Genomic DNA, 18,177 nt, shown 5'->3' with positions numbered 1-18,177 from the left:
ATGCTCACCGAAGCTGCAACCTACGACGAGCTCTATCGCGACTTCCGCTGGGACATCCCGGCGCGTTTCAACATGGCGGAGGCCTGCTGCGACCGCCATGCCGACGGCACGGGCCGCCTCGCGCTGGTCTATGTCGACGAGAACGGCGCCACCACGCGCACCTCCTTCGACGAGGTCGCGGAGATGTCGCGCCGCTTCGCCAACGTGCTGAAGGCGGACGGTCTTGCCCGCGGCGACCGCGTCGCAGTGTTCCTGTCGCAATCGCTGGAATTGCCGGTGGCGCATATGGCGGCGTTCCGCTCGGCGATGATCTCGATCCCGCTGTTCGCGCTGTTCGGTGAGGACGCGCTGGAATTCCGCCTGTCGAATTCGCAAGCGAAGGCCATTGTCACTGACGAGGCGGGCTGGGAGAAGCTTCAGAAGATCCGCGACCGCTTGCCGGACCTGAAGAATGTTTATGTCGTCGGCGAGCGCGCGCCGGTCGGAACAAAATCATTCTGGGATGCGGTGAAGGCAGCATCGCCCGCCTTCGAATCGATCGATACCTCCGCCGACGATCCCGCGTTGATCATCTATACCTCCGGCACGACAGGCAATCCGAAGGGCGCGCTGCATGCGCACCGTGTCGTGCTCGGCCATCTGCCTAATGTCGAGATGTGTCACAACTTCCTGCCGCGCCCCGGCGATCTCATGTGGACGCCGGCGGACTGGGCCTGGATCGGCGGCCTCGTCAACGGTCTGTTCGCGTTCTGGTATCACGGCATTCCGCTGGTCGGTCATCGCGCGCGAAAATTCGAGCCGCAGCCGGCGATGCAGATGATGGCCGATCTCGGTGTCCGCAACGTCTTCCTGCCGCCCACGGCGCTTAAGCTGATGCGGCAGGCCGGCGTGACGCATTCGGGCGTCAAGCTGCGCAGCATCTTTACCGGCGGTGAATCCCTCGGCGGCGAAATGCTGGGCTGGGTGCGCGAGACCTTTGGCATCGATGCGCACGAAGTGTTCGGTCAGACCGAGTGCAACCTCGTGATCGGCAGCAACGCAAATCTATTTCCGATCCGCCCCGGCGCGATGGGCAAGGCGACGCCGGGCTTCGATGTCCGCATCGTCAACGACAAGGGCGAGGAACTACCGCGCGGACAACGCGGCATCATCGGCGTGCGCCAGCCGTGCCCGTGCACGATGCTCGAATATTGGCGCAATCCGGACGCGACGGCGAAGAAATATGCCGGCGAATTCCTGTTGACCGGCGATCTCGGTATCCAGGATGCGGACGGCTATTTCTGGTATGTCAGCCGGGAGGACGACGTCATCACCACCGCCGGCTATCGCGTCGGCCCGTCCGAGATCGAGCACACGCTGATGAAGCATCCCTCGGTGGCGATGGCCGCGGTGGTCGGCATCCCCGATCCGATCCGCACCGAATCGATCAAGGCCTGGATCGTGCTGCGCCCGGGCTTTGCCGCCGGCGACGCGCTCGCGCGCGAGATCCAGGAGTTCGTCAAGGTGCAGCTCGCCGCCCACGAATATCCGCGCTTCGTCGAGTTCGCGGAGACGCTGCCGATGACGGCGACGGGAAAGGTGCTGCGGCGCGAGCTGCGGGCGAGGGGGTAGCTTCTTCAATGGCAAAGACCTCTCAGGCCGCGGGACTTCACCGCGCTTCGCTCACGAAGCTGCACGATCTCGATGCGGCGCTGGAGCTCATGTATTACGGCTGGCGCGGGATGACGCTGGAGGCCGACGAATATCTTGCGAAGCAGGGCCTGTCGCGCCCGCACCATCGTATCCTCTACGTGGTGGCGCGCCGGCCGGATATCGCGATCGGCTCGCTGATCGAGATTCTCGGCATTTCCAAGCAGGCTCTGAACCGGCCGCTCAACCTGTTGCTGGAGCGCAAGCTCCTGACGTCGAAGCGCTCGCCCGAGCAGCATCGCTCAAAATTGCTGCGCCTGACGGCCGCGGGACAGCGCGTCGAGCAGCGGGCCTCGGACCACGAGCGCAAGGTGCTGCGCGAGGCGTTCGATCGCGTCGGGGCGCCGGGTGCGGCGGCGTGGATGGGCGTCATGGAGGCGATTGCCGACGCGAACTGACGAGCTCTGAAGTCAACATGGTTGACATGAGGCGTAAGCTTTGCCACTTTCCCGGCCAACGGGCCAGGGGAGGGCCGCGCCATGAGCGCACTGAAAATGGATCGCACGGCCGCTGAACGCTTTGTCGCGGCATGGTGCGCAAGCTGGTGCAGGGTGGATATCGACGCGGTCGTCGCGCATTTTGCCGATAACGCGGAGATGCGCAGCCCTCTTGCTCTCACACTGACGGGGTCTTCCACCGTCTCGGGCGCCGAGAACATCCGCGCCTATTGGCGCAAAGCCTATGGCCACATCGAAAGCGCCGAATTGAAGATCCTGAGCTGGAGCTGGGATGCGGCGATCGCGCGACTGACCGTGTGGTGGCAGCTGGGCGACACGCGCGCCAGCGAGTTCATGGATTTCGACGATGCGGGCCGTGTGGTGCGCAGCGAAGCCTTTTACGGAAAATAGCCTTTTACGGAAAATAGTCATGCGCCTTTCGGATTTCGTTCTGCTGCTCAACGCGCTCTGGTTCGGCGGCGCTTTCATCCAGTTCAGTCTTGCCCAGCGCAATACGTTGAAAATCTTGCTGCCGCGGGAAGAGCGCAGCAATCCGATCGCGCCGACCCTGTCCGCCAGCGTCGCCTTCCTGGGCGGGATGAATCTGCCGATTGGTCTCTTGTCGCTCTATCTTCTGGTTGCCCGTCCGGTTTTCTTCCAGCCGGTCGAAGCGCAGCTCGTGCTGTTCCTGTTCTTTGCCGCCTGCCACTTCAGCCAGTTCGCCTACAACCTTCCGGTCCTGATGCGCGGAGGGCGCGTCGGGGTAGCTTACTGGCCGGTGCTGAAGGGCCCGATGCTCAGGATCTTCGTCTTCGATGCGGCTTTGTTCGCGGCCAATCTTGGTGCGGCGCTTCTCCTCGGGTCACGCTCCTGACTACCGCGACGGCGCCGACAGGGCCGACCGCAGCATCGCGGCGAGGTCTCGTCGCCGGAACGGCTTGGTCAGGATGCGGGCGTCACTGAGCCCGTCGGGCGCCTTGACGGGATTTTGGCTGTAGCCGGAGGTGAAGAGCACCTTGAGCCCGGGACGCAATTGGGTTGCCTGCCTGGCAAGCTCCGGCCCGAACATGCCGCCGGGCATCACGACGTCGGTGAACAGCAGGTCGATGGCCCCGGACTGGCGCAACAAGTCGAGCGCCGCCGGGCCGTTCGCCGCCGTGATGACGCGGTAGCCGAGTGTCTTCAGCTCGTTTTCGACATAGGCCCGAACCATGTCGTCGTCCTCGACGACGAGAATGGTCTCGCGTCCGTCGAGCGCGACGATGCGCTCAGGGGGTGACGGAGCCGCGTTCGGCGGCGTGGCAAGGCGGGGAAAGAACAGCCTGACGGCGCTGCCCTGCCCCGGTTCGGACTGCATCTGCACCAGGCCGCCGGACTGCCGCACAAACCCGTAGACCATGCTCAGGCCGAGCCCGGTGCCCTTGCCGACCTCCTTGGTGGTGAAGAACGGCTCGAACGCACGGCTCGCCACCTCGGCGGTCATGCCGCTGCCGGTGTCCGTCACGGCCACCATGACATAGTCGCCTGGCCGCGGCTCGCCGTTGACGTCGAGGTCGAGGTCACCGAGCGAGGTGTTGCGCGCCTCGATGGTCAGCCTGCCGCCCAGCGGCATGACGTCGCGCGCGTTGAGCACGAGATTGAGCAGCGCAGTCGTCAGTTGGCCGGGATCGACGCTGGTCAACCACACATCGTGTTCGAGCGCGAAGGTGCATTCGATGTGCTCGCCCAGCGGACGGCGCAACAACGGCTCCATCTCGCGAATCTTCTCGCGGATGTCGATGTCTCGCGGCCTCAGAGGCTGCTTGCGCGCGAAGGCGAGCAGGCTCCGCGTCAGGTCGGAGCCCCGCTCGGCGGCGGTCGCGATGTCGCTGGCGATCCGGTGCAACTCCTTGTTTCCCGCCAGCCTTTCGGCAAGATGCTCCGAATTGCCGAGAATGACGGTCAACAGATTGTTGAAATCATGCGCCACGCCGCCGGTGAGCTGGCCCATGGCCTCCATCTTCTGCGATTGACTGAGCTTCTGGTTGAGGTCCGCGATGGCGGCGCGCTGCTGCTGGAGCGACTCCGCGGTGCCGTTGAGGAGGCTCATCAATCCGCCCAGCTCGCCGCGCGGATGGGGAGGGGGAATTCGTGCGCTGAGATCGCCGAGCCCGAGCCTCTTCGCCATGCTGGCGAGCCGCCCGACCTGGCGGCCGACGCTGACGGTCGCGAGGATCCATACGCCGGCCAGCAGCAGCAGCGAGGCCAGCGCGAGGATCGCCATGTCCTCGTAGAGTCGGCGGCTAGCCGCCGCGACCAGTCCGTCCTTGGACCGTCCGACCAGGATGTAGAGGCCGGCATCGCGGGTCGAAGGCGAGTGGGCGACGGCCCAGACCTGCGCGCGGCCGTCGCGCCCGGTCACTTCCTGAAATGCCTTTTGATCGGGAGCTGTCGCGAAGCGCAGCAGCTCGGATCCCGCAATCGACGCGCCGACGGGCTCGGTCCAGCCGCCTCCCGAAGGCGCGACGAGAACCGTGCCCTTGCCGTCGACGAGCAGGATCTCCTTCTCGGCGAGCAGCCGCTTGTGGTGATACTCGGCGAATTTGCGCAGGTTGAACGAGGCGAGCAGCACCATTTTCAGCGCGCCCGCCTCCGTTCGCACCGGATATGCGATCTGGAGCACCGATATTCCGGTCAGCCGCCCGAATACCGGCTCAACCACGACGCTGCGCGAGACCAGCGCCTGCTTGAAATAGGCGCGATCCCGCAGATCGAGGGTGCGATTGGTTCGCAACGAGTCGCAGAACAGGCTGCCGTCCGGATCGATGGTCAAGATTCCGGTGAATTGGGGGTATTCCTCACGCACATCCGACAGAAACGCCGAGCACGCCGCCTTGTCGCGCGTGTCGAGGTCGCGCGCACGGGCCAGGCCGTAATGAAGCTGCGCGGTGCCCTGAATCTTCTCGCCGAGATCGCTCGCAATGTCGTCGGCCGACGCCGCCAGATTGGCCAGGGCGGCGTTGATTTCGCTGGTCCTGTTCTGCACGAACCGCAAGCCAACGAGGCTCGCCGGCACCAGCATGGCCGCGATGACGAGTATCAGTAGCCGGGTACGCAAGCTCATCGGTCGGGCGGTCCATCCGGATCATCGCGCGTGCTGGTTCAAAGACCCAATCTGCGGCACCACCCTCCGCCCAGTCCATAGCCATCGGGCCGAAAAAGTTCCTCGGCGGGAAAGATTCGAGCCGCGTGCAGCACGGATGAGCTCTCTGAAGGACGAGTCGAAGCTGAGTTGGCGCTGTTCCCGGGTCTCCGCCGGCGGCACCGGGATACTCTCATCCGGCACTCAACTCGCGCGTGCACGCAGATCGCCAATATAGAGGTCATTCGCGTGCGCTGCATGGTCTATCTGGTGCCGGACGCGACCGGCTGCGAGCCATTCGCCCATCACGTCCCTGCGCGATCAGAACCCGGCCGATCCGCGGCGTGGTGTTGCGCGGATCGAAGACCTGCCAGCTTCCTCCGTTCATGCAGCGGCCCGCCTTATCCGACCGAGAGTGCATTCGGCGCTTCAAAAGCGCGACACGGGCGAGAAAACGATAGCTAATTGCACTGATTGCGCGCACGGTGCGGCAATGTCGGAAAAACAGGTCGTCCCTGCGCATACCCAGCGCCACGACTATTCGCGCACGACGTGAAACGACTCATTCCTGGCACCGGCGGAGCCGACTCATCGCGACGTCGTAAGGCGGTCGTTGCGCCTATGCCCGTGCCAGCGGGTGGGTCAGACGCGGCAGGCCCGTGCCGCGGACGCTCGCTAAAATTCCCCCGTGCTTCGATCCGAGATCGAACGCCAACCGAAAGCACCTGATGCAAACTCTCTCCCCACGGCACGTCAAGACTGAGGAAGCGCTCCGGCTCGGCGTAGAGTCGGGCTGGTACGCGATCAAGGTCAGCGGGACCTTTGTCTCGGGCCCGCACGATTCGGAAGCGAATTGCCTTCGCAAGATCGACGAAATCCATCCACCGCTGACGAAGAAGAAGCAATGAGGGCGCAGATGCCGTCCGCTACGGCGTCTTGATACCCATCGCCTTCAACGCCTCCAGCATCTGCGCCGGCGGCGACATCTTGATCTGCGGCGCCTTGCCGGTTTCCAGCAGGCTCTTCAACCCCGACAGGATGGCGGGCCAGCCGGCGCGGCCGCCGGAGAGGATGTCGTCGCCGAGCGGACGGTCGTGGCGTTCGCTCATGGTGAGGCGGACGGCCTCACCGGCGGGCTCGATCGCGTAAGTGACGAGCGTGGTGCCGAGCTTGGCGACGAGGTCGGGCCAGTTGACGTTCCACGTCACCGTCAGCTTGTTCGGCGGATCGTATTCGAACACTTCACCGGAGATGTGCTCCGAACCGTCGGGTGCGCGCACGATGAAGCGACCGCCGAGCTTCGGCTCCATCTCCACCGCAAAGCCGGAAAAGTATTTGCGGCTGAACTCGGCCGACGTCAGCGCTTCCCACACCTGCTCCGGCGTTGCGGCGATGTAGATGGTGTAGACGGTGAGCGGCTTGAACTGTTCGAGGTTCATTTTGCGTCGAATCCCTTGTTGAGCGCGGCGCGGGGAATCGCGAGCACCTGACCTCTCTCCAGCAGGCTCTTGAGCCCGGACAGGATCGCCGGCCAGCCATTGGAGACGGCACCGAGATATTTGCCGCCCGCGACGAAGCCGTCATGCAACACGGTCAAACGCACGAGCGAACCGAACGGTTCGAGCGTGAAAACGACGCGCGATATCGGCTCGCCGCGCAGCTCCTCGTATTTCTGGTGCTTGAAGCTGTAGGACAAGCGCCGCGGCGGATCTGCCTCGAGGATCTCGCCGGAATCGGTGATTTCGCCCTCCATCAGGAGCGCGAAGGGGGAGCCGATCTTCCAGTCCGATCTGACCTCGGCGCCGAACCAGTATTGCCGCGTGAATTCACTCGACGTCAGCGCCTCCCACAGCCTCGTAGGCGTGGTCTCGATGTAGGTCACGTAGACGAACTCCGGCTTACTCATCGCGCTTCTCCAACTGGCGTTTCAACTCGCTGAGCGCGGCGAGCTTGCCGCGCTCGAATTTCTTGATCCAGCGTTCGCCGATCTGGTGGATCGGCACCGGGTTGAGATAGTGCAGCTTCTCGCGGCCATGCCTGATGGTCGTGACCAGATCGGCCTCTTCGAGGATGACAAGGTGCTTGGTCACGGCCTGGCGCGTCATCGCGAGGCCTTCGCAGAGTTCGTTCAGCGTCTGGCCGTTTCTGGCGTGAAGCCCGTCGAGCAGCGACCGTCGCGACGCATCGGCGAGCGCTTTGAAGACGTCATCCATGGCGGCAATAATAGGCAACCAAATGGTTGCATGTCAAGATGGTGCTAGCCGCCCGGCGCGTTCCGCTGCGACGGCGCCGAGCTGTACGGCGCGCAAAACGCGGCTTCTGCAATTGCGACCGCAGCGTTGCGGACGACGAGCTTCCGTTCCCGGCTCCGCCATGCATTAATGCCGCAAACCGCTCCGAGCCGAGTCCTCCCCATGATGTCCATGCAAGCCTATCTCGCCTTCGTCGCCGCCTGCATTGCGCTGGCGCTGCTGCCGGGGCCGATCGTCACTCTCGTCATCGCCAACGGGCTGCGTCATGGCACGCGTGCTGCGCTGACCAACATTTTCGGCGTGCAGGTGGGGCTGTTGATCGTGATTGGTATACTTGCGGTCGGCCTTACCTCGCTCATGGCGACGATGGGCTATTGGTTCAACTGGGTGCGCTTTGCAGGCGCGGCCTATCTGGTCTGGCTCGGTATCAAGCTGATCCGCTCTCCGGTTGAGGGCGTCGACACCGACGCGCCGCCGCCTCCCCCACGCGGTGGCTTTCTTTTACAGGGCTTTGTCGTGGCGTTGTCGAACCCGAAGCTGCTGGTGTTCTTCGGCGCGTTCATTCCGCAATTCATGGACATGAGCAAGGATCACCTGTCGCAGGTCCTGGTGCTCGGAGTCACCTTCATGGTGCTTGCCGGCCTGACGGACGGCATCTACGCGCTGCTTGCCGGTCAGGCTCGCGGCTTTTTCTCGGCGCGCCGCACCCGCATGGTGTCGCGCGTGTCCGGCGGCTTCATGATCGGCGGCGGCATCTGGCTGGCGTTGATCCGGGCCAAATGAGCAAGACTAAGTGAGCGAGCTTGCCGGTTGAACCTTCGTCCGCGGCGATGCGTCCAATCGGGCATTGCCGCTGACGAAGGAATTTGGCCGTGCCCGATCTGCCCTGGTTCGTCTATGCGATGTTGCTCGGACCGCTCGGACTGGTCCTGGTCGCCGCAATCGTCAAGACCTGGCAGGTGCGCGAGGCGCGCAACTGGCCGCAAGCGCCGGGCAAGGTCATCACCTCGGTTGCCGAGGCGCGCGAGGTCAGGGTTTCCGACAGCGACCGCGAGGAGGGCTATCGCCTTGAGAAACGCAATTTCGCCAACGTGACGTATGAATATGCGGTGGGCAGCCGCAAGCTGCGCTGTAACCGCATCTCGATCGGCGAGGATCTCGGCAATTTCGAGGTCGCCGAGAAGCTTGCGAAATATCCCGCCGGCAGCATCGTCACCGTCTATTACCATCCGCGCCATCCCGATCAGGCCGTGCTCGAGCGCGACCTGCCCAAGGGCCTGTGGGGCTGCCTCGGCATCGGCACGGCGATCGCACTTGGCATCGTGTTCGGCTCGGCGTTCGGGCTCAACCAGACTTACGCATACCTCGCGCACCACGTCGCCCGGCCCGATCTCGCGGGCCTCGTCGTCGGCCTCGGCGCGTTCGGGCTCGTCATCGCGCTGATGGGGTATGGGGTGCGACGGCAGGCGTCGATGGCGACGCGCTGGCCGGTGGTGCGGGGCACGATCAAGCTGTCGGGACTAGAGCAATATCACGAGGCCAGCGAGCCGGGCGAGCGCCGCGGCACCGAGATGTTCGGCAAGCGCGTGACCTACACCTATCGCTATCACAACGTCAGTTACACCAATGAATGCGCGCGCGTCGCGTCGGGGTCCGATGCGATGCTGAAGAAGCTCATGGCGCGCTACCAGGATGGCGCGACCGTCGAGGTGCGTGTCAATCCCGACAACCCGGCCGAGGCCACGCTCGATACGAGTGGCCCCCGCCGCATCGCCTGGCTACTGTGGGGCATCGCCGCGATCTTTGCCGCGCTCGCAATGTTCGTCGCGACGCGCGGCGGCTAATCGACCAGCCGCTCCCTGCGCAATTCCAGCTCGATCTCCGCAAAAATCCGCGCCAGCCGCTCGGCCCATTGCTGCTGGCCGGACTGGTCGGCAATGAGATCCTGGCGGATCTCGATGCCGGTGTTGACGAGGCCGCGGGCTTCGCCGTGCACGGGAATGCTGTAGTCGGTGAGGTCGCTCACTGCATAGGGCTCGTTGTCGCCGACGACGAGATCGCTCTCGCTGCGCAGATGCTTGAGCAGCAGCTGCGGCAGCACGGTGTCACGGTTGTACAGTGCGCCGATGTGCCAGGGCCGGGCGACGCCGGCATAGACCGGCGTGAAGCTGTGCAGCGACACCAGCACCGTCGGGCGCTGGCCGTGCAGGCGGCGGTCGATCGCGGCATCGATACGGTGATGATAGGGCTCGAAGATCTCGCGGCGCCTTGCGGCGCGCTCGCCCTCGGAGATGCCCTCGTTGCGCGGGATTGCTGTTGCCTCGGAAATGACGGGGATCGAGCTCACGGCCCCTGGCGGCCGGTTGCAATCGATCACGAGCCGCGAATAGCGCTGCGCGACCAGATGCGCATCCAGCATCCCAGCCAGCCGATCGGCGACACCGGCGATGCCGATGTCCCAGGCGATGTGCCGCGTCAGCTCGGCCTCGGTGACGCCGAGATCGCCGAGCGCGCGAGGCAGGATCCGTCCGTAATGATCCGAAATGAGCAAAAAAGGCGATGTCGCCTGCGCATTCACCTCATGCACTGGCGGAATGTCACCCTCGCCGAGGAGTTGATCGGCCGCGTCGACTGTGTCCAAAGCCATCCTGATTGCCTAATGTAGAAGCAGTCACTCCAAGAATCGGGCGGAAATCGCTATAGATTGCTCCGCCCTAACTCATCATGATTGCCTGACGATGCCGCTGCTGACCATTCATCACAAGACCGAATATCGCTACAACCGCCCCGTGGCGTTCGGCGAACACAAGATCATGCTGCGTCCGCGTGACGGGCACGATCTGCGCGTGCTCGACAGCCAGCTCAAAATCTCGCCCGAGCCGATGTCGCTGCACTGGATCCACGACGTGTTCGGCAATTCGGTCGCGATCGCCGATTTCGACGAACGCGCGCACACGTTGTGCTTTGACTGGCACGTCACCGTCGAACACAATCCGGTCGAGGAGTTCGCACTGACGCCGGACGATCCCGCCTATTTCTATCCCTTCGTCTATGACGACGAGGAGTTTCCCGATCTCGTCCAGTACATCACGCCGCAATATGCCGATACCGGAGGCGAGATCGCGGAGTGGGCACGCGGCTTCCTCGACGAGGATTCGCCGTCGCCGACCTTCAAGATCCTGAGCGGCATCACGCACGCCATCCGCAAGCAGTTCAATTACCGCAAGCGTCACGAGCCCGGTACACAGCATCCGCTTCTGACCCTGCAATCGGGCACCGGCACCTGCCGCGACTATGCGCTGTTCATGATCGAGGCGCTGCGCCAGCTCGGCATCGCCGCGCGGTTCGTCTCCGGCTACATCTTCGTGCCGGAAGACATCGCGCAGCGCCATGTCGGCGGCGGCTCGACGCATGCCTGGGTGCAGGTCTATCTGCCGAGCGCGGGCTGGATCGAATTCGATCCGACCAACGGCATCGTCGGCACCCGCGACCTCATCCGCGTCGCGGTCGCCCGCGACCCGCGCCAGGCGATCCCGCTGCACGGCGTCTATATCGGCGCGCAGGACGCGTTCGACGCCATGGAGGTGAGCATCAAGGTGGTCTCGGACGAGCAGCGCAGCGGCCGGGCGCTGGCAACCGAGGTTTCTTAAAGAAATGCGCGCACAATCTCTCCATCGTCGTCCCGGCGAAGGCGGGGACCCATAACCACAGGAAGAAATTTGGCGAAGATCGTCGTTCGGTATTCCTACCATCCGCATCGATAGATCACGCGGTATGGGTCCCGGCCTGCGCCGGGACGACAGCGAATGTGTAGCGCTGTCGCTCCGCTTAATTCACGGCTATAGAGCGCCCATGACCTCCGATCGTCTTTTCGTCTACGGCACGCTGATGCGCGGCTTCGACCATCCGATGGCGCGGCTGCTCGCGGGCCACGCGGATTTTCTGGGAGAGGCGACCTGCCGCGGCCGGCTCGTCCTGGTAAAGCATTATCCGGGGCTGCTGCTATCCGATGGGCCGTCGGACCGCGTCCACGGCGAACTCTTTCACATGCGCGTGCCCGACGAGCTCCTGGGCGAGCTCGACATGTACGAGGCCTGCGGCGAGGGCTTTCCGGAGCCGACCGAATATCTGCGCAAGCTGATCGACGTCACGCTGCCGGACGGTACCGCTGAGAAAGCCTGGACCTACATCTACAACTGGCCCGTGACCGATCTGCCCCTCATCGAGACCGGCCGCTTCCTGGAGCACTAGTTATTTGCCGAGCATGATCTTCTCGGAAAACCGCTGCGCACTTTTCCGGATCATGATTTAGGCCGAAAGCACTTCCTTCACCGCGCGCACATCGACTTCGCGCTCGACATAGGTCCACTCCTCGGTTCGCCTGAGCATCGCCACCAGCTCCTCGAACAGCGAGGCGTGCGCGGGCGCGAATTCGAACCAGGTCAGGAAATCGAAGGGCCCGCCGAGGTCGCGGCAATGATAGAGCTGCCGTGCGATGGCCGGCAGGAAGCGCAGGCTGCTCGCGATGTGGTGCGATTTGTCTTCAAATATCCGGCGGCGCTCTTCCTGGGTCAGCTCCCACCAGGCCTGCGACTTGCGGATCGGGATCAGCGCCGCAGAGGTGGCCTCGATCCGGCCGAGGCCAGCCTGCACGGCGGTGAGCTGCTGCTTCTCGCCGCGCTCGGTGTAGCGCAAACTGCTGGCGACACCGACCAGCCGCCAGGCGTTGCGCGAGGGCACCAGCGGCAATGAGATGGCCTCGCTGTCGGTGACCGACAGCGCCGGCATGAAGGCGAGGGGCTCGCCCTTCACCGGCGAAATCGAGGTGATGCGCCACCCCCCGCTCTGGCCGCCTCGAAAGGTCCTGAACATGGCCCATGGAAGCGTGGAACCGGGCTCAGTTCAAGCTCCCTGTCGAAGCTTTCGACCTGTGAATAACCGGGAGAAGCCCCAAGTGCTTCGTATTTCCCAGGGCCATCCTTATATGCCTATCCGACTGGCCTAACGCCCGACTCACCCCAGAAATCAACATCATGCGCTTCACGCCCCAATTCCTCGACGAGCTGCGTGCCCGGCTTTCGGTCTCCGAAGTCGTGGGCAAGCGCGTCAAGCTGAAGAAGGCCGGGCGGGAGTGGAAGGGGCTGTCGCCGTTCCAGCAGGAGAAGACGTCGTCCTTCTACGTCAACGACCAGAAGGGCTTTTACCACGACTTCTCCTCCGGCAAGCATGGCGACGTCATCAGCTTCGTGATGGAGACCGACGGCCTGCCGTTCGCGGAGGCCGTCGAGCGGCTCGCCAACATGGCGGGCCTGCCACTGCCGGCGGTGACGCCCGACGCTGCCAGGCACGAGCAGCGGCGCAAATCGCTGCATGAGGTCATGGATCTCGCGGCCAAGTTTTTCGCGGAGACGCTGGCCTCGCGCGTCGGCGCCAAGGCGCGCGGCTATCTCGCCGACCGCGCGATCTCGCCGGCGACGCAATTGCAGTTTCGGCTGGGCTACGCCTCACCCGATCGTTTCGCGCTGAAGGAGCATCTCGGTAAGCTCGGCGTCTCCGTCGAGGACATGGTCGAGACCGGCATGCTGGTGGCCGGCGACGACATCCCGGTGCCCTATGACCGCTTCCGCGATCGCGTGATGTTTCCGATCACGGATCTGCGCGGCCGCGTCATCGCCTTCGGCGGGCGCGCGCTGGAGAAGGACGTTCCGGCCAAATATTTGAACTCGCCGGAGACGCCGCTCTTCCACAAGGGCGACAATCTCTACAACCACCAGACCGCGCGCAAGGCCACCCATGACGGCAGCGCGCTGATCGTGGTCGAAGGTTATGTCGACGTCATCGCCATGGTCACCGCGGGCTTTGCCGGCAGCGTGGCGCCGCTCGGCACCGCGCTCACCGAAAACCAGCTCGCGCTGCTCTGGAAGATGGCGGACGAGCCGATCCTCTGCTTCGACGGTGACCGCGCCGGCCAGAAGGCCGCCTACCGCGCGGCCGATCTCGCGTTGCCGTTCCTGAGCCCGGGCAAGAGCCTGCGCTTCGCGCTGCTGCCGGAAGGGCAGGACCCCGACGATCTCGTGCGTACCAGTGGCCGCGGCGCCATCGAGGAGGTGATCGCGGCGGCGAAGCCGCTCGCCGAAATGATCTGGTCGCGCGAGCTCGAAGGCGGCAACTTTGCCACGCCCGAGCGCCGCGCGGCGCTGGAGGCACGCGTCAAGGAGCTCTCCGACGGCATTCGCGACGAGGTGGTGCGGCGCTATTATCGGCAGGATCTTGCCGAACGGCTCCAGCGCACCTTCGCCCCCGACGGGGGACGCGGCGGCTTTGCCGGCCGTGGCAATTTCCGCTCCGGCGCCGCCGGCCGCCAGTTCCAGCCCCGGGGCGGGGGGGGCGCGAATCGATTCGGCGGTCAGGGATTTGGCGGCCAGGGACGCCGCGGCCAGCCCGGATCCGCCCCTTTGCCCTCCGGCCCCTATCAGGCCGCGAGCGCCCAGCTGGCGGCGAGCCCGATCATGCGCAGCCAGCGCAGCGCCATCTCGCGCCGCGAGGCCCTGATCCTGCAGAGCCTGATCAACCACCCCTGGCTGCTGCACGAGCATCTCGAGGAGGTCGCGGCCCTGGAGCTGGCCCATCCCGAGGCCCATAAGCTCCGGGCCGGCATCATCGCCGCCTTTGCCAACGACCATCACCATTCACCGGACCCCGGCGAGCTGGCCGAAAAGATGCGCGACGATCTCGAAAAGGGTGGTTTTTTGCAGCTTATTCAAAGGGTTGAGGGCGGCATCACGACCCAGGCGGTGTGGGGCGCCCGCGAGGGCGCCGCACGGGACGACGTTCTCTCCACCTGGCATCAGCTCGTTGCCTTGCATCGGCAGTGGCATTCACTACTTAGAGAGCTGAAAGACGCCGAGCTGGCCTTGGGGGAAGATCCCAGCGAGGCCAATATGGCGTGGCTGCGCGACGTCAAGGCTCGGATAGGCGAAGTCGACGGCACCGAGGCCCTGATCGAGGGTTTTGGCGAGCTGTCGGGCCGGTTCCAGAAGAGCGTGTGATGAAAGAATCATGCGGACGGCCAAGGCCGGAACCGCTAAAAGACTCGCCAAATCCGAGGTTTGGCGGCAAAAACAGGGTTAATCGAGGCTTAACGGTCTTGTAGCACTTTGGCCACCAGGCGGCCGCAGGCAGAACAGACGCGTCAGGAATGAATCCGCGCAAGAGCTGTTGGCACTTCACCTGCATCCGCTGCGACAAAGAGGCTCACGAAGCGTTAGGCAAATCCGGCGAGAGAAAGGTCGGGGTGGCGAGAGATATGCGCGCCGCCCTTTCCGTGTCGAGATCTGACGAAGCGAGAGCGTCGAGCAACAGGTTCAAGTGATTTCGCGCGGGCGCGGCGAGCGTCTGTGTGAAACGCGTTTAGGAGCAATGGATGGCCACCAAGGCAAAGACGCTGCAGGCGAAGGACAAGGAAAAAGACGACAAGGCAGCGGACGCGCCGGAGAAGGACTCCCAGGACGCGCCCTCGCCGTTGCTCGATCTGTCCGACGCGGCCGTGAAGAAGATGATCAAGCAGGCCAAGAAGCGCGGCTTCGTGACCTTCGATCAGCTCAACGAAGTTTTGCCGTCCGACCAGACCTCGCCCGAGCAGATCGAGGACATCATGTCGATGCTCTCGGACATGGGCATCAACGTCACCGAAGCCGACGATAGCGAAGGCGAAGAGGACAAGGACGAGGGCGGCGAGGACGAGACCGACAACGAGCTCGTCGAGGTCACCCAGAAGGCCGTCACCGAGGTCAAGAAGAGCGAGCCGGGCGAGCGCACTGACGATCCCGTGCGCATGTATCTGCGCGAGATGGGCACAGTCGAGCTCTTGTCCCGCGAAGGCGAAATCGCGATTGCCAAGCGCATCGAGGCCGGCCGCGAGGCGATGATCGCAGGGCTTTGCGAAAGCCCGCTGACCTTCCAGGCCATCATCATCTGGCGCGATGAGCTCAACGAAGGCAAGATCTTCCTTCGCGACATCATCGATCTCGAAGCGACCTATGCCGGTCCCGACGCCAAGGCCGGCATGAACAACGCGATGATCGCCGGTCCCAACGGCGAGAATGGCGAAGCGCCGGCCGAGGGCGGCCAGGCCGCCGTCGCTGGTGCCGCGCCCGCGCATGTGGCGCCGCCCGCCGCTCCGCCGTCGCCGACCCCGTTCCGCGCCGCGCCTGCGCCCGGCAATGCCGGCGAAGGCGAGAAGGACCCGGCCGAGTCCGCCGCCGAAGCCGACATGGACGAGGACGACGAGTTCGAGAACCAGATGTCGCTTGCGGCGATCGAGGCCGAGCTCAAGCCGAAGGTCGTCGAGATCTTCGACAAGATCGCCGACAGCTACAAGAAGCTGCGCAAGCTTCAGGAACAGGACATCCAGAACCAGCTCGAGAGCACCTCGCACGGGCCTTCGCTCTCGCCGCACCAGGAGCGCAAATATCGCAAGCTCAAGGACGAGATCATCGTCGAGGTGAAGTCGCTGCGCCTGAACCAGGCGCGTATCGACTCACTGGTCGAGCAGCTCTACGACATCAACAAGCGCCTCGTCTCGCATGAGGGCCGCCTGATGCGCTTGGCCGACAGCCACGGCGTCGCGCGCGAGGACTTTTTGCGCAACTACACCGGCTCGGAGCTCGATCCGCGCTGGCTCAACCGTGTCTCGAAGCTGTCGGCCAAGGGCTGGAAGAACTTCGTCCATCACGAGAAGGACCGCATCAAGGACCTCCGCCACGAGGTGCATCAGCTCGCGGCGCTGACCGGCCTTGAGATCATCGAGTTCCGCAAGATCGTGCACTCCGTGCAGAAGGGCGAGCGCGAAGCCCGTCAGGCCAAGAAGGAGATGGTGGAAGCCAACCTCCGTCTCGTGATCTCGATCGCCAAGAAATACACCAACCGCGGCCTGCAGTTCCTCGACCTGATCCAGGAAGGCAATATCGGCCTGATGAAGGCCGTCGACAAGTTCGAGTACCGCCGCGGCTACAAGTTCTCGACCTATGCGACGTGGTGGATCCGGCAGGCGATCACCCGCTCAATCGCCGACCAGGCGCGCACCATCCGCATCCCCGTGCACATGATCGAGACGATCAACAAGATCGTGCGCACGAGCCGCCAGATGCTCAACGAGATCGGCCGCGAGCCGACCCCGGAAGAGCTCGCCGAGAAGCTCGGCATGCCCTTGGAGAAGGTCCGCAAGGTCCTCAAGATCGCCAAGGAGCCGCTCTCTCTCGAAACCCCCGTCGGTGACGAGGAGGATTCACATCTCGGCGATTTCATCGAGGACAAGAACGCGATCCTGCCGATCGACGCCGCGATCCAGTCGAACCTGCGCGAGACCACCACGCGCGTGCTGGCATCTCTGACGCCGCGCGAAGAACGCGTCCTGCGCATGCGCTTCGGCATCGGCATGAACACGGATCATACGCTGGAGGAAGTCGGCCAGCAGTTCTCGGTGACGAGAGAGCGTATCCGTCAGATCGAAGCGAAGGCGCTGCGGAAGCTGAAGCATCCGTCGCGGTCAAGGAAGCTGCGGAGCTTTTTGGATAATTAGTTCAGGCGCCACTGCTTGGCGGTCTGTTGAGGCAAGAACGGCGGGCGAAAGCCCGCCGTTTTCGTTGGTGCCTACTTGTCGGCAGCGTTCAGCCAAGAGGCTCATCTGCTTTTCTATCGGCTTATGCTTCCGGCGCGAAAGGCGCATCGATTCTGGAATTCCACGTGGATGGCTCCAGCCTCGACGTCGTGAGGATCGACATCTATGCTTCGATGATGCTGGCCAAGCTTACCGTCTGGTACAACACCCGCTGCCCCGTCTGCGACGCGGGCATCGACTGGCAGCGCAACAAGCTGCTGGCGCTGGTGCGCGCGGGCACGATCGAATTCAGGGATATCAACGAACAGCCCGATGCGCTGGCGCAGTTCGGCGCTACGCTCGACGACATCAGGCGCCGCCTGCACGCGACCGATGAGGCGGGCGGGCTCATCGTCGGTGCGGATGTGGCGATCGCGCTCTGGCGGCTGACGCCGGGGGAGGGGTGGCTTGCGGCGCTGTTCGGCAATCGCGCGGCGCTGCCGTTCACGCGGTTCGTCTATGACCGGTTTGCCGATCTGCTGTTTGCCTGGAACAAGCGGAGCGGGCGCTGGTGAGCGCCGGCTTGGATCGGCCTATTTCTTCTTCGCCCCGACCCGCTCGAGGTTCTTGATCTCGAGCGCCGGGCGGCCGGATTTTTCGGCGATCTCGCGGTCCTGCTCCATGATGAAGGCGCGCGCGGGTTCGTCGCCGTCGAGGCCGCCGAGCAATTCCGCGGGCACGCGCCGGTTGGAGCGTTGGGAGCCGTCTTCATAGAAGACGTTGAAGAAGGCGAATTCGCCTTTGGGATTGGTTCCGGGTTTTTTGGCCATGGCGGCTTGTCGTCGATCAGGGCGCCATAGTCAAATGGCTTTGGGGTGGCCGGGGGGGCAAGCCGCGGGACCGATCGATCGACGAGGTTCGCTTGCCGGAGGGAGGCGCCGAGCGCTGTGGGGTGGCTAGTGCCGCTTCCTCAATAAACGGCGGGCCGAGAAGCCCGCCGTTTATTTTTGGTCTCCAGCGTCGCCCGGGGCTGGCGGGGCGACAACCTAGAATAGAAGGCTATAGGCTGCGCCATGCGAT

At 64.2% G+C, this 18,177-nt stretch carries 19 protein-coding genes; 12 read left to right on the top strand and 7 right to left on the bottom strand.

From position 1 onward, the window contains the following. From IVB31_RS08175 to IVB31_RS08160, 4 genes are all read left to right on the top strand, one after another. Window positions 1-1,611: an acyl-CoA synthetase gene (locus IVB31_RS08175; protein WP_247320632.1), complete on the top strand. Its 1,611-nt coding sequence runs from the start codon at window positions 1-3 to the stop codon at window positions 1,609-1,611. A gap of 8 nt (window positions 1,612-1,619) precedes the next feature. Beyond that, window positions 1,620-2,087, top strand: a complete 468-nt coding sequence (locus IVB31_RS08170; protein ID WP_247320631.1) for a MarR family transcriptional regulator — start codon at window positions 1,620-1,622, stop codon at window positions 2,085-2,087. A gap of 81 nt (window positions 2,088-2,168) precedes the next feature. After that, window positions 2,169-2,537 carry a nuclear transport factor 2 family protein gene (locus IVB31_RS08165; protein ID WP_247320630.1) on the top strand — a complete coding sequence of 123 codons (369 nt, stop codon included), beginning with the start codon at window positions 2,169-2,171 and terminating at the stop codon, window positions 2,535-2,537. Window positions 2,538-2,556: 19 nt separating this feature from the next. After that, window positions 2,557-3,000 (top strand): hypothetical protein, encoded by a 444-nt coding sequence (locus IVB31_RS08160; protein ID WP_247320896.1) that lies wholly within the window; start codon window positions 2,557-2,559, stop codon window positions 2,998-3,000. On the opposite strand, the gene IVB31_RS08155 is transcribed toward IVB31_RS08160, so the two are convergent. Further along, window positions 3,001-5,229 (bottom strand): ATP-binding protein, encoded by a 2,229-nt coding sequence (locus IVB31_RS08155; protein WP_247320629.1) that lies wholly within the window; start codon window positions 5,227-5,229, stop codon window positions 3,001-3,003. A 746-nt stretch (window positions 5,230-5,975) separates the two neighbouring features. Between IVB31_RS08155 and IVB31_RS08150 the strand changes: the two genes are divergently transcribed. After that, the gene (locus tag IVB31_RS08150) at window positions 5,976-6,155 is read left to right on the top strand and encodes a hypothetical protein (RefSeq protein ID WP_247320628.1); all 180 of its coding nucleotides are present in this window, start codon (window positions 5,976-5,978) and stop codon (window positions 6,153-6,155) included. Window positions 6,156-6,173: 18 nt separating this feature from the next. On the opposite strand, the gene IVB31_RS08145 is transcribed toward IVB31_RS08150, so the two are convergent. From IVB31_RS08145 to IVB31_RS08135, 3 genes are read right to left on the bottom strand one after another with little or no spacing between them, the layout of a single operon-like run. Then, on the bottom strand, window positions 6,174-6,686 hold the full coding sequence (locus tag IVB31_RS08145; RefSeq protein WP_247320627.1) for an SRPBCC family protein: 513 nt from the start codon (window positions 6,684-6,686) through the stop codon (window positions 6,174-6,176). After that, entirely contained in the window at window positions 6,683-7,153 is a 471-nt protein-coding gene (locus IVB31_RS08140) for an SRPBCC family protein (protein WP_247320625.1), read from the bottom strand. Before IVB31_RS08140 ends, IVB31_RS08145 begins: the two co-directional genes overlap by 4 nt. Next, the gene (locus IVB31_RS08135; protein ID WP_247320623.1) at window positions 7,146-7,460 is read right to left on the bottom strand and encodes a helix-turn-helix domain-containing protein; all 315 of its coding nucleotides are present in this window, start codon (window positions 7,458-7,460) and stop codon (window positions 7,146-7,148) included. The genes IVB31_RS08140 and IVB31_RS08135 overlap by 8 nt, the downstream gene beginning before the upstream one ends. A gap of 204 nt (window positions 7,461-7,664) precedes the next feature. On the opposite strand from IVB31_RS08135, the gene IVB31_RS08130 reads away from it, so the two are divergent. Both IVB31_RS08130 and IVB31_RS08125 read left to right on the top strand, forming a co-directional pair. After that, a complete protein-coding gene (locus tag IVB31_RS08130; protein ID WP_247320894.1) occupies window positions 7,665-8,282 on the top strand; it encodes a LysE family translocator in 618 nt (205 codons plus the stop codon). Window positions 8,283-8,371: 89 nt separating this feature from the next. Continuing rightward, window positions 8,372-9,343 (top strand): DUF3592 domain-containing protein, encoded by a 972-nt coding sequence (locus IVB31_RS08125; RefSeq protein WP_247320621.1) that lies wholly within the window; start codon window positions 8,372-8,374, stop codon window positions 9,341-9,343. Here IVB31_RS08125 and IVB31_RS08120 read toward each other — a convergent pair. Continuing rightward, complete coding sequence (locus IVB31_RS08120) at window positions 9,340-10,146, bottom strand: N-formylglutamate amidohydrolase (RefSeq protein WP_247320619.1); 807 nt, start codon at window positions 10,144-10,146, stop codon at window positions 9,340-9,342. The genes IVB31_RS08125 and IVB31_RS08120 overlap by 4 nt on opposite strands. A 91-nt stretch (window positions 10,147-10,237) precedes the next feature. Here IVB31_RS08120 and IVB31_RS08115 point away from each other — a divergent pair, with 91 nt between their 5' ends. Both IVB31_RS08115 and IVB31_RS08110 read left to right on the top strand, forming a co-directional pair. Then, window positions 10,238-11,149, top strand: a complete 912-nt coding sequence (locus tag IVB31_RS08115; RefSeq protein WP_247320617.1) for a transglutaminase family protein — start codon at window positions 10,238-10,240, stop codon at window positions 11,147-11,149. A 202-nt stretch (window positions 11,150-11,351) separates the two neighbouring features. Next, window positions 11,352-11,750, top strand: a complete 399-nt coding sequence (locus IVB31_RS08110) for a gamma-glutamylcyclotransferase family protein (RefSeq protein WP_247320615.1) — start codon at window positions 11,352-11,354, stop codon at window positions 11,748-11,750. Between the two features lie 57 nt (window positions 11,751-11,807). Here IVB31_RS08110 and IVB31_RS08105 read toward each other — a convergent pair whose 3' ends face one another. After that, window positions 11,808-12,371: a chlorite dismutase family protein gene (locus IVB31_RS08105; protein WP_247320613.1), complete on the bottom strand. Its 564-nt coding sequence runs from the start codon at window positions 12,369-12,371 to the stop codon at window positions 11,808-11,810. 161 nt (window positions 12,372-12,532) lie between these two features. On the opposite strand from IVB31_RS08105, the gene dnaG reads away from it, so the two are divergent. The 3 genes from dnaG (at window position 12,533) to IVB31_RS08090 (ending at window position 17,672) form a co-directional block, all read left to right on the top strand. Next, on the top strand, window positions 12,533-14,548 hold the full coding sequence (dnaG, locus tag IVB31_RS08100) for a DNA primase (protein ID WP_247320611.1): 2,016 nt from the start codon (window positions 12,533-12,535) through the stop codon (window positions 14,546-14,548). Window positions 14,549-14,922: 374 nt separating this feature from the next. Beyond that, window positions 14,923-17,079 (top strand): RNA polymerase sigma factor RpoD, encoded by a 2,157-nt coding sequence (gene rpoD, locus IVB31_RS08095; RefSeq protein WP_247320609.1) that lies wholly within the window; start codon window positions 14,923-14,925, stop codon window positions 17,077-17,079. A gap of 212 nt (window positions 17,080-17,291) precedes the next feature. Next, entirely contained in the window at window positions 17,292-17,672 is a 381-nt protein-coding gene (locus tag IVB31_RS08090) for a DCC1-like thiol-disulfide oxidoreductase family protein (RefSeq protein WP_247320892.1), read from the top strand. Between the two features lie 18 nt (window positions 17,673-17,690). Here IVB31_RS08090 and IVB31_RS08085 read toward each other — a convergent pair whose 3' ends face one another. Continuing rightward, the gene (locus IVB31_RS08085) at window positions 17,691-17,927 is read right to left on the bottom strand and encodes a hypothetical protein (protein WP_007596614.1); all 237 of its coding nucleotides are present in this window, start codon (window positions 17,925-17,927) and stop codon (window positions 17,691-17,693) included. Window positions 17,928-18,177 lie beyond the last annotated feature (250 nt).

This window comes from Bradyrhizobium sp. 21, assembly GCF_023073335.1.
GTDB lineage: Bacteria > Pseudomonadota > Alphaproteobacteria > Rhizobiales > Xanthobacteraceae > Bradyrhizobium.
Note: the sequence above shows the minus strand (reverse complement) of the source record. Positions and strands in the feature narration are given on the sequence as shown.

Coding starts and splice junctions, on each gene's coding strand:
- IVB31_RS08175 (WP_247320632.1), top strand. CDS start 1: ATGCTCACCGAAGCTGCAACCTACGACGAGCTCTATCGCGACTTCCGC.
- IVB31_RS08170 (WP_247320631.1), top strand. CDS start 1,620: ATGGCAAAGACCTCTCAGGCCGCGGGACTTCACCGCGCTTCGCTCACG.
- IVB31_RS08165 (WP_247320630.1), top strand. CDS start 2,169: ATGAGCGCACTGAAAATGGATCGCACGGCCGCTGAACGCTTTGTCGCG.
- IVB31_RS08160 (WP_247320896.1), top strand. CDS start 2,557: ATGCGCCTTTCGGATTTCGTTCTGCTGCTCAACGCGCTCTGGTTCGGC.
- IVB31_RS08155 (WP_247320629.1), bottom strand. CDS start 5,229: ATGAGCTTGCGTACCCGGCTACTGATACTCGTCATCGCGGCCATGCTG.
- IVB31_RS08150 (WP_247320628.1), top strand. CDS start 5,976: ATGCAAACTCTCTCCCCACGGCACGTCAAGACTGAGGAAGCGCTCCGG.
- IVB31_RS08145 (WP_247320627.1), bottom strand. CDS start 6,686: ATGAACCTCGAACAGTTCAAGCCGCTCACCGTCTACACCATCTACATC.
- IVB31_RS08140 (WP_247320625.1), bottom strand. CDS start 7,153: ATGAGTAAGCCGGAGTTCGTCTACGTGACCTACATCGAGACCACGCCT.
- IVB31_RS08135 (WP_247320623.1), bottom strand. CDS start 7,460: ATGGATGACGTCTTCAAAGCGCTCGCCGATGCGTCGCGACGGTCGCTG.
- IVB31_RS08130 (WP_247320894.1), top strand. CDS start 7,665: ATGTCCATGCAAGCCTATCTCGCCTTCGTCGCCGCCTGCATTGCGCTG.
- IVB31_RS08120 (WP_247320619.1), bottom strand. CDS start 10,146: ATGGCTTTGGACACAGTCGACGCGGCCGATCAACTCCTCGGCGAGGGT.
- IVB31_RS08115 (WP_247320617.1), top strand. CDS start 10,238: ATGCCGCTGCTGACCATTCATCACAAGACCGAATATCGCTACAACCGC.
- IVB31_RS08110 (WP_247320615.1), top strand. CDS start 11,352: ATGACCTCCGATCGTCTTTTCGTCTACGGCACGCTGATGCGCGGCTTC.
- IVB31_RS08105 (WP_247320613.1), bottom strand. CDS start 12,371: ATGTTCAGGACCTTTCGAGGCGGCCAGAGCGGGGGGTGGCGCATCACC.
- dnaG (WP_247320611.1), top strand. CDS start 12,533: ATGCGCTTCACGCCCCAATTCCTCGACGAGCTGCGTGCCCGGCTTTCG.
- rpoD (WP_247320609.1), top strand. CDS start 14,923: ATGGCCACCAAGGCAAAGACGCTGCAGGCGAAGGACAAGGAAAAAGAC.
- IVB31_RS08090 (WP_247320892.1), top strand. CDS start 17,292: ATGATGCTGGCCAAGCTTACCGTCTGGTACAACACCCGCTGCCCCGTC.
- IVB31_RS08085 (WP_007596614.1), bottom strand. CDS start 17,927: ATGGCCAAAAAACCCGGAACCAATCCCAAAGGCGAATTCGCCTTCTTC.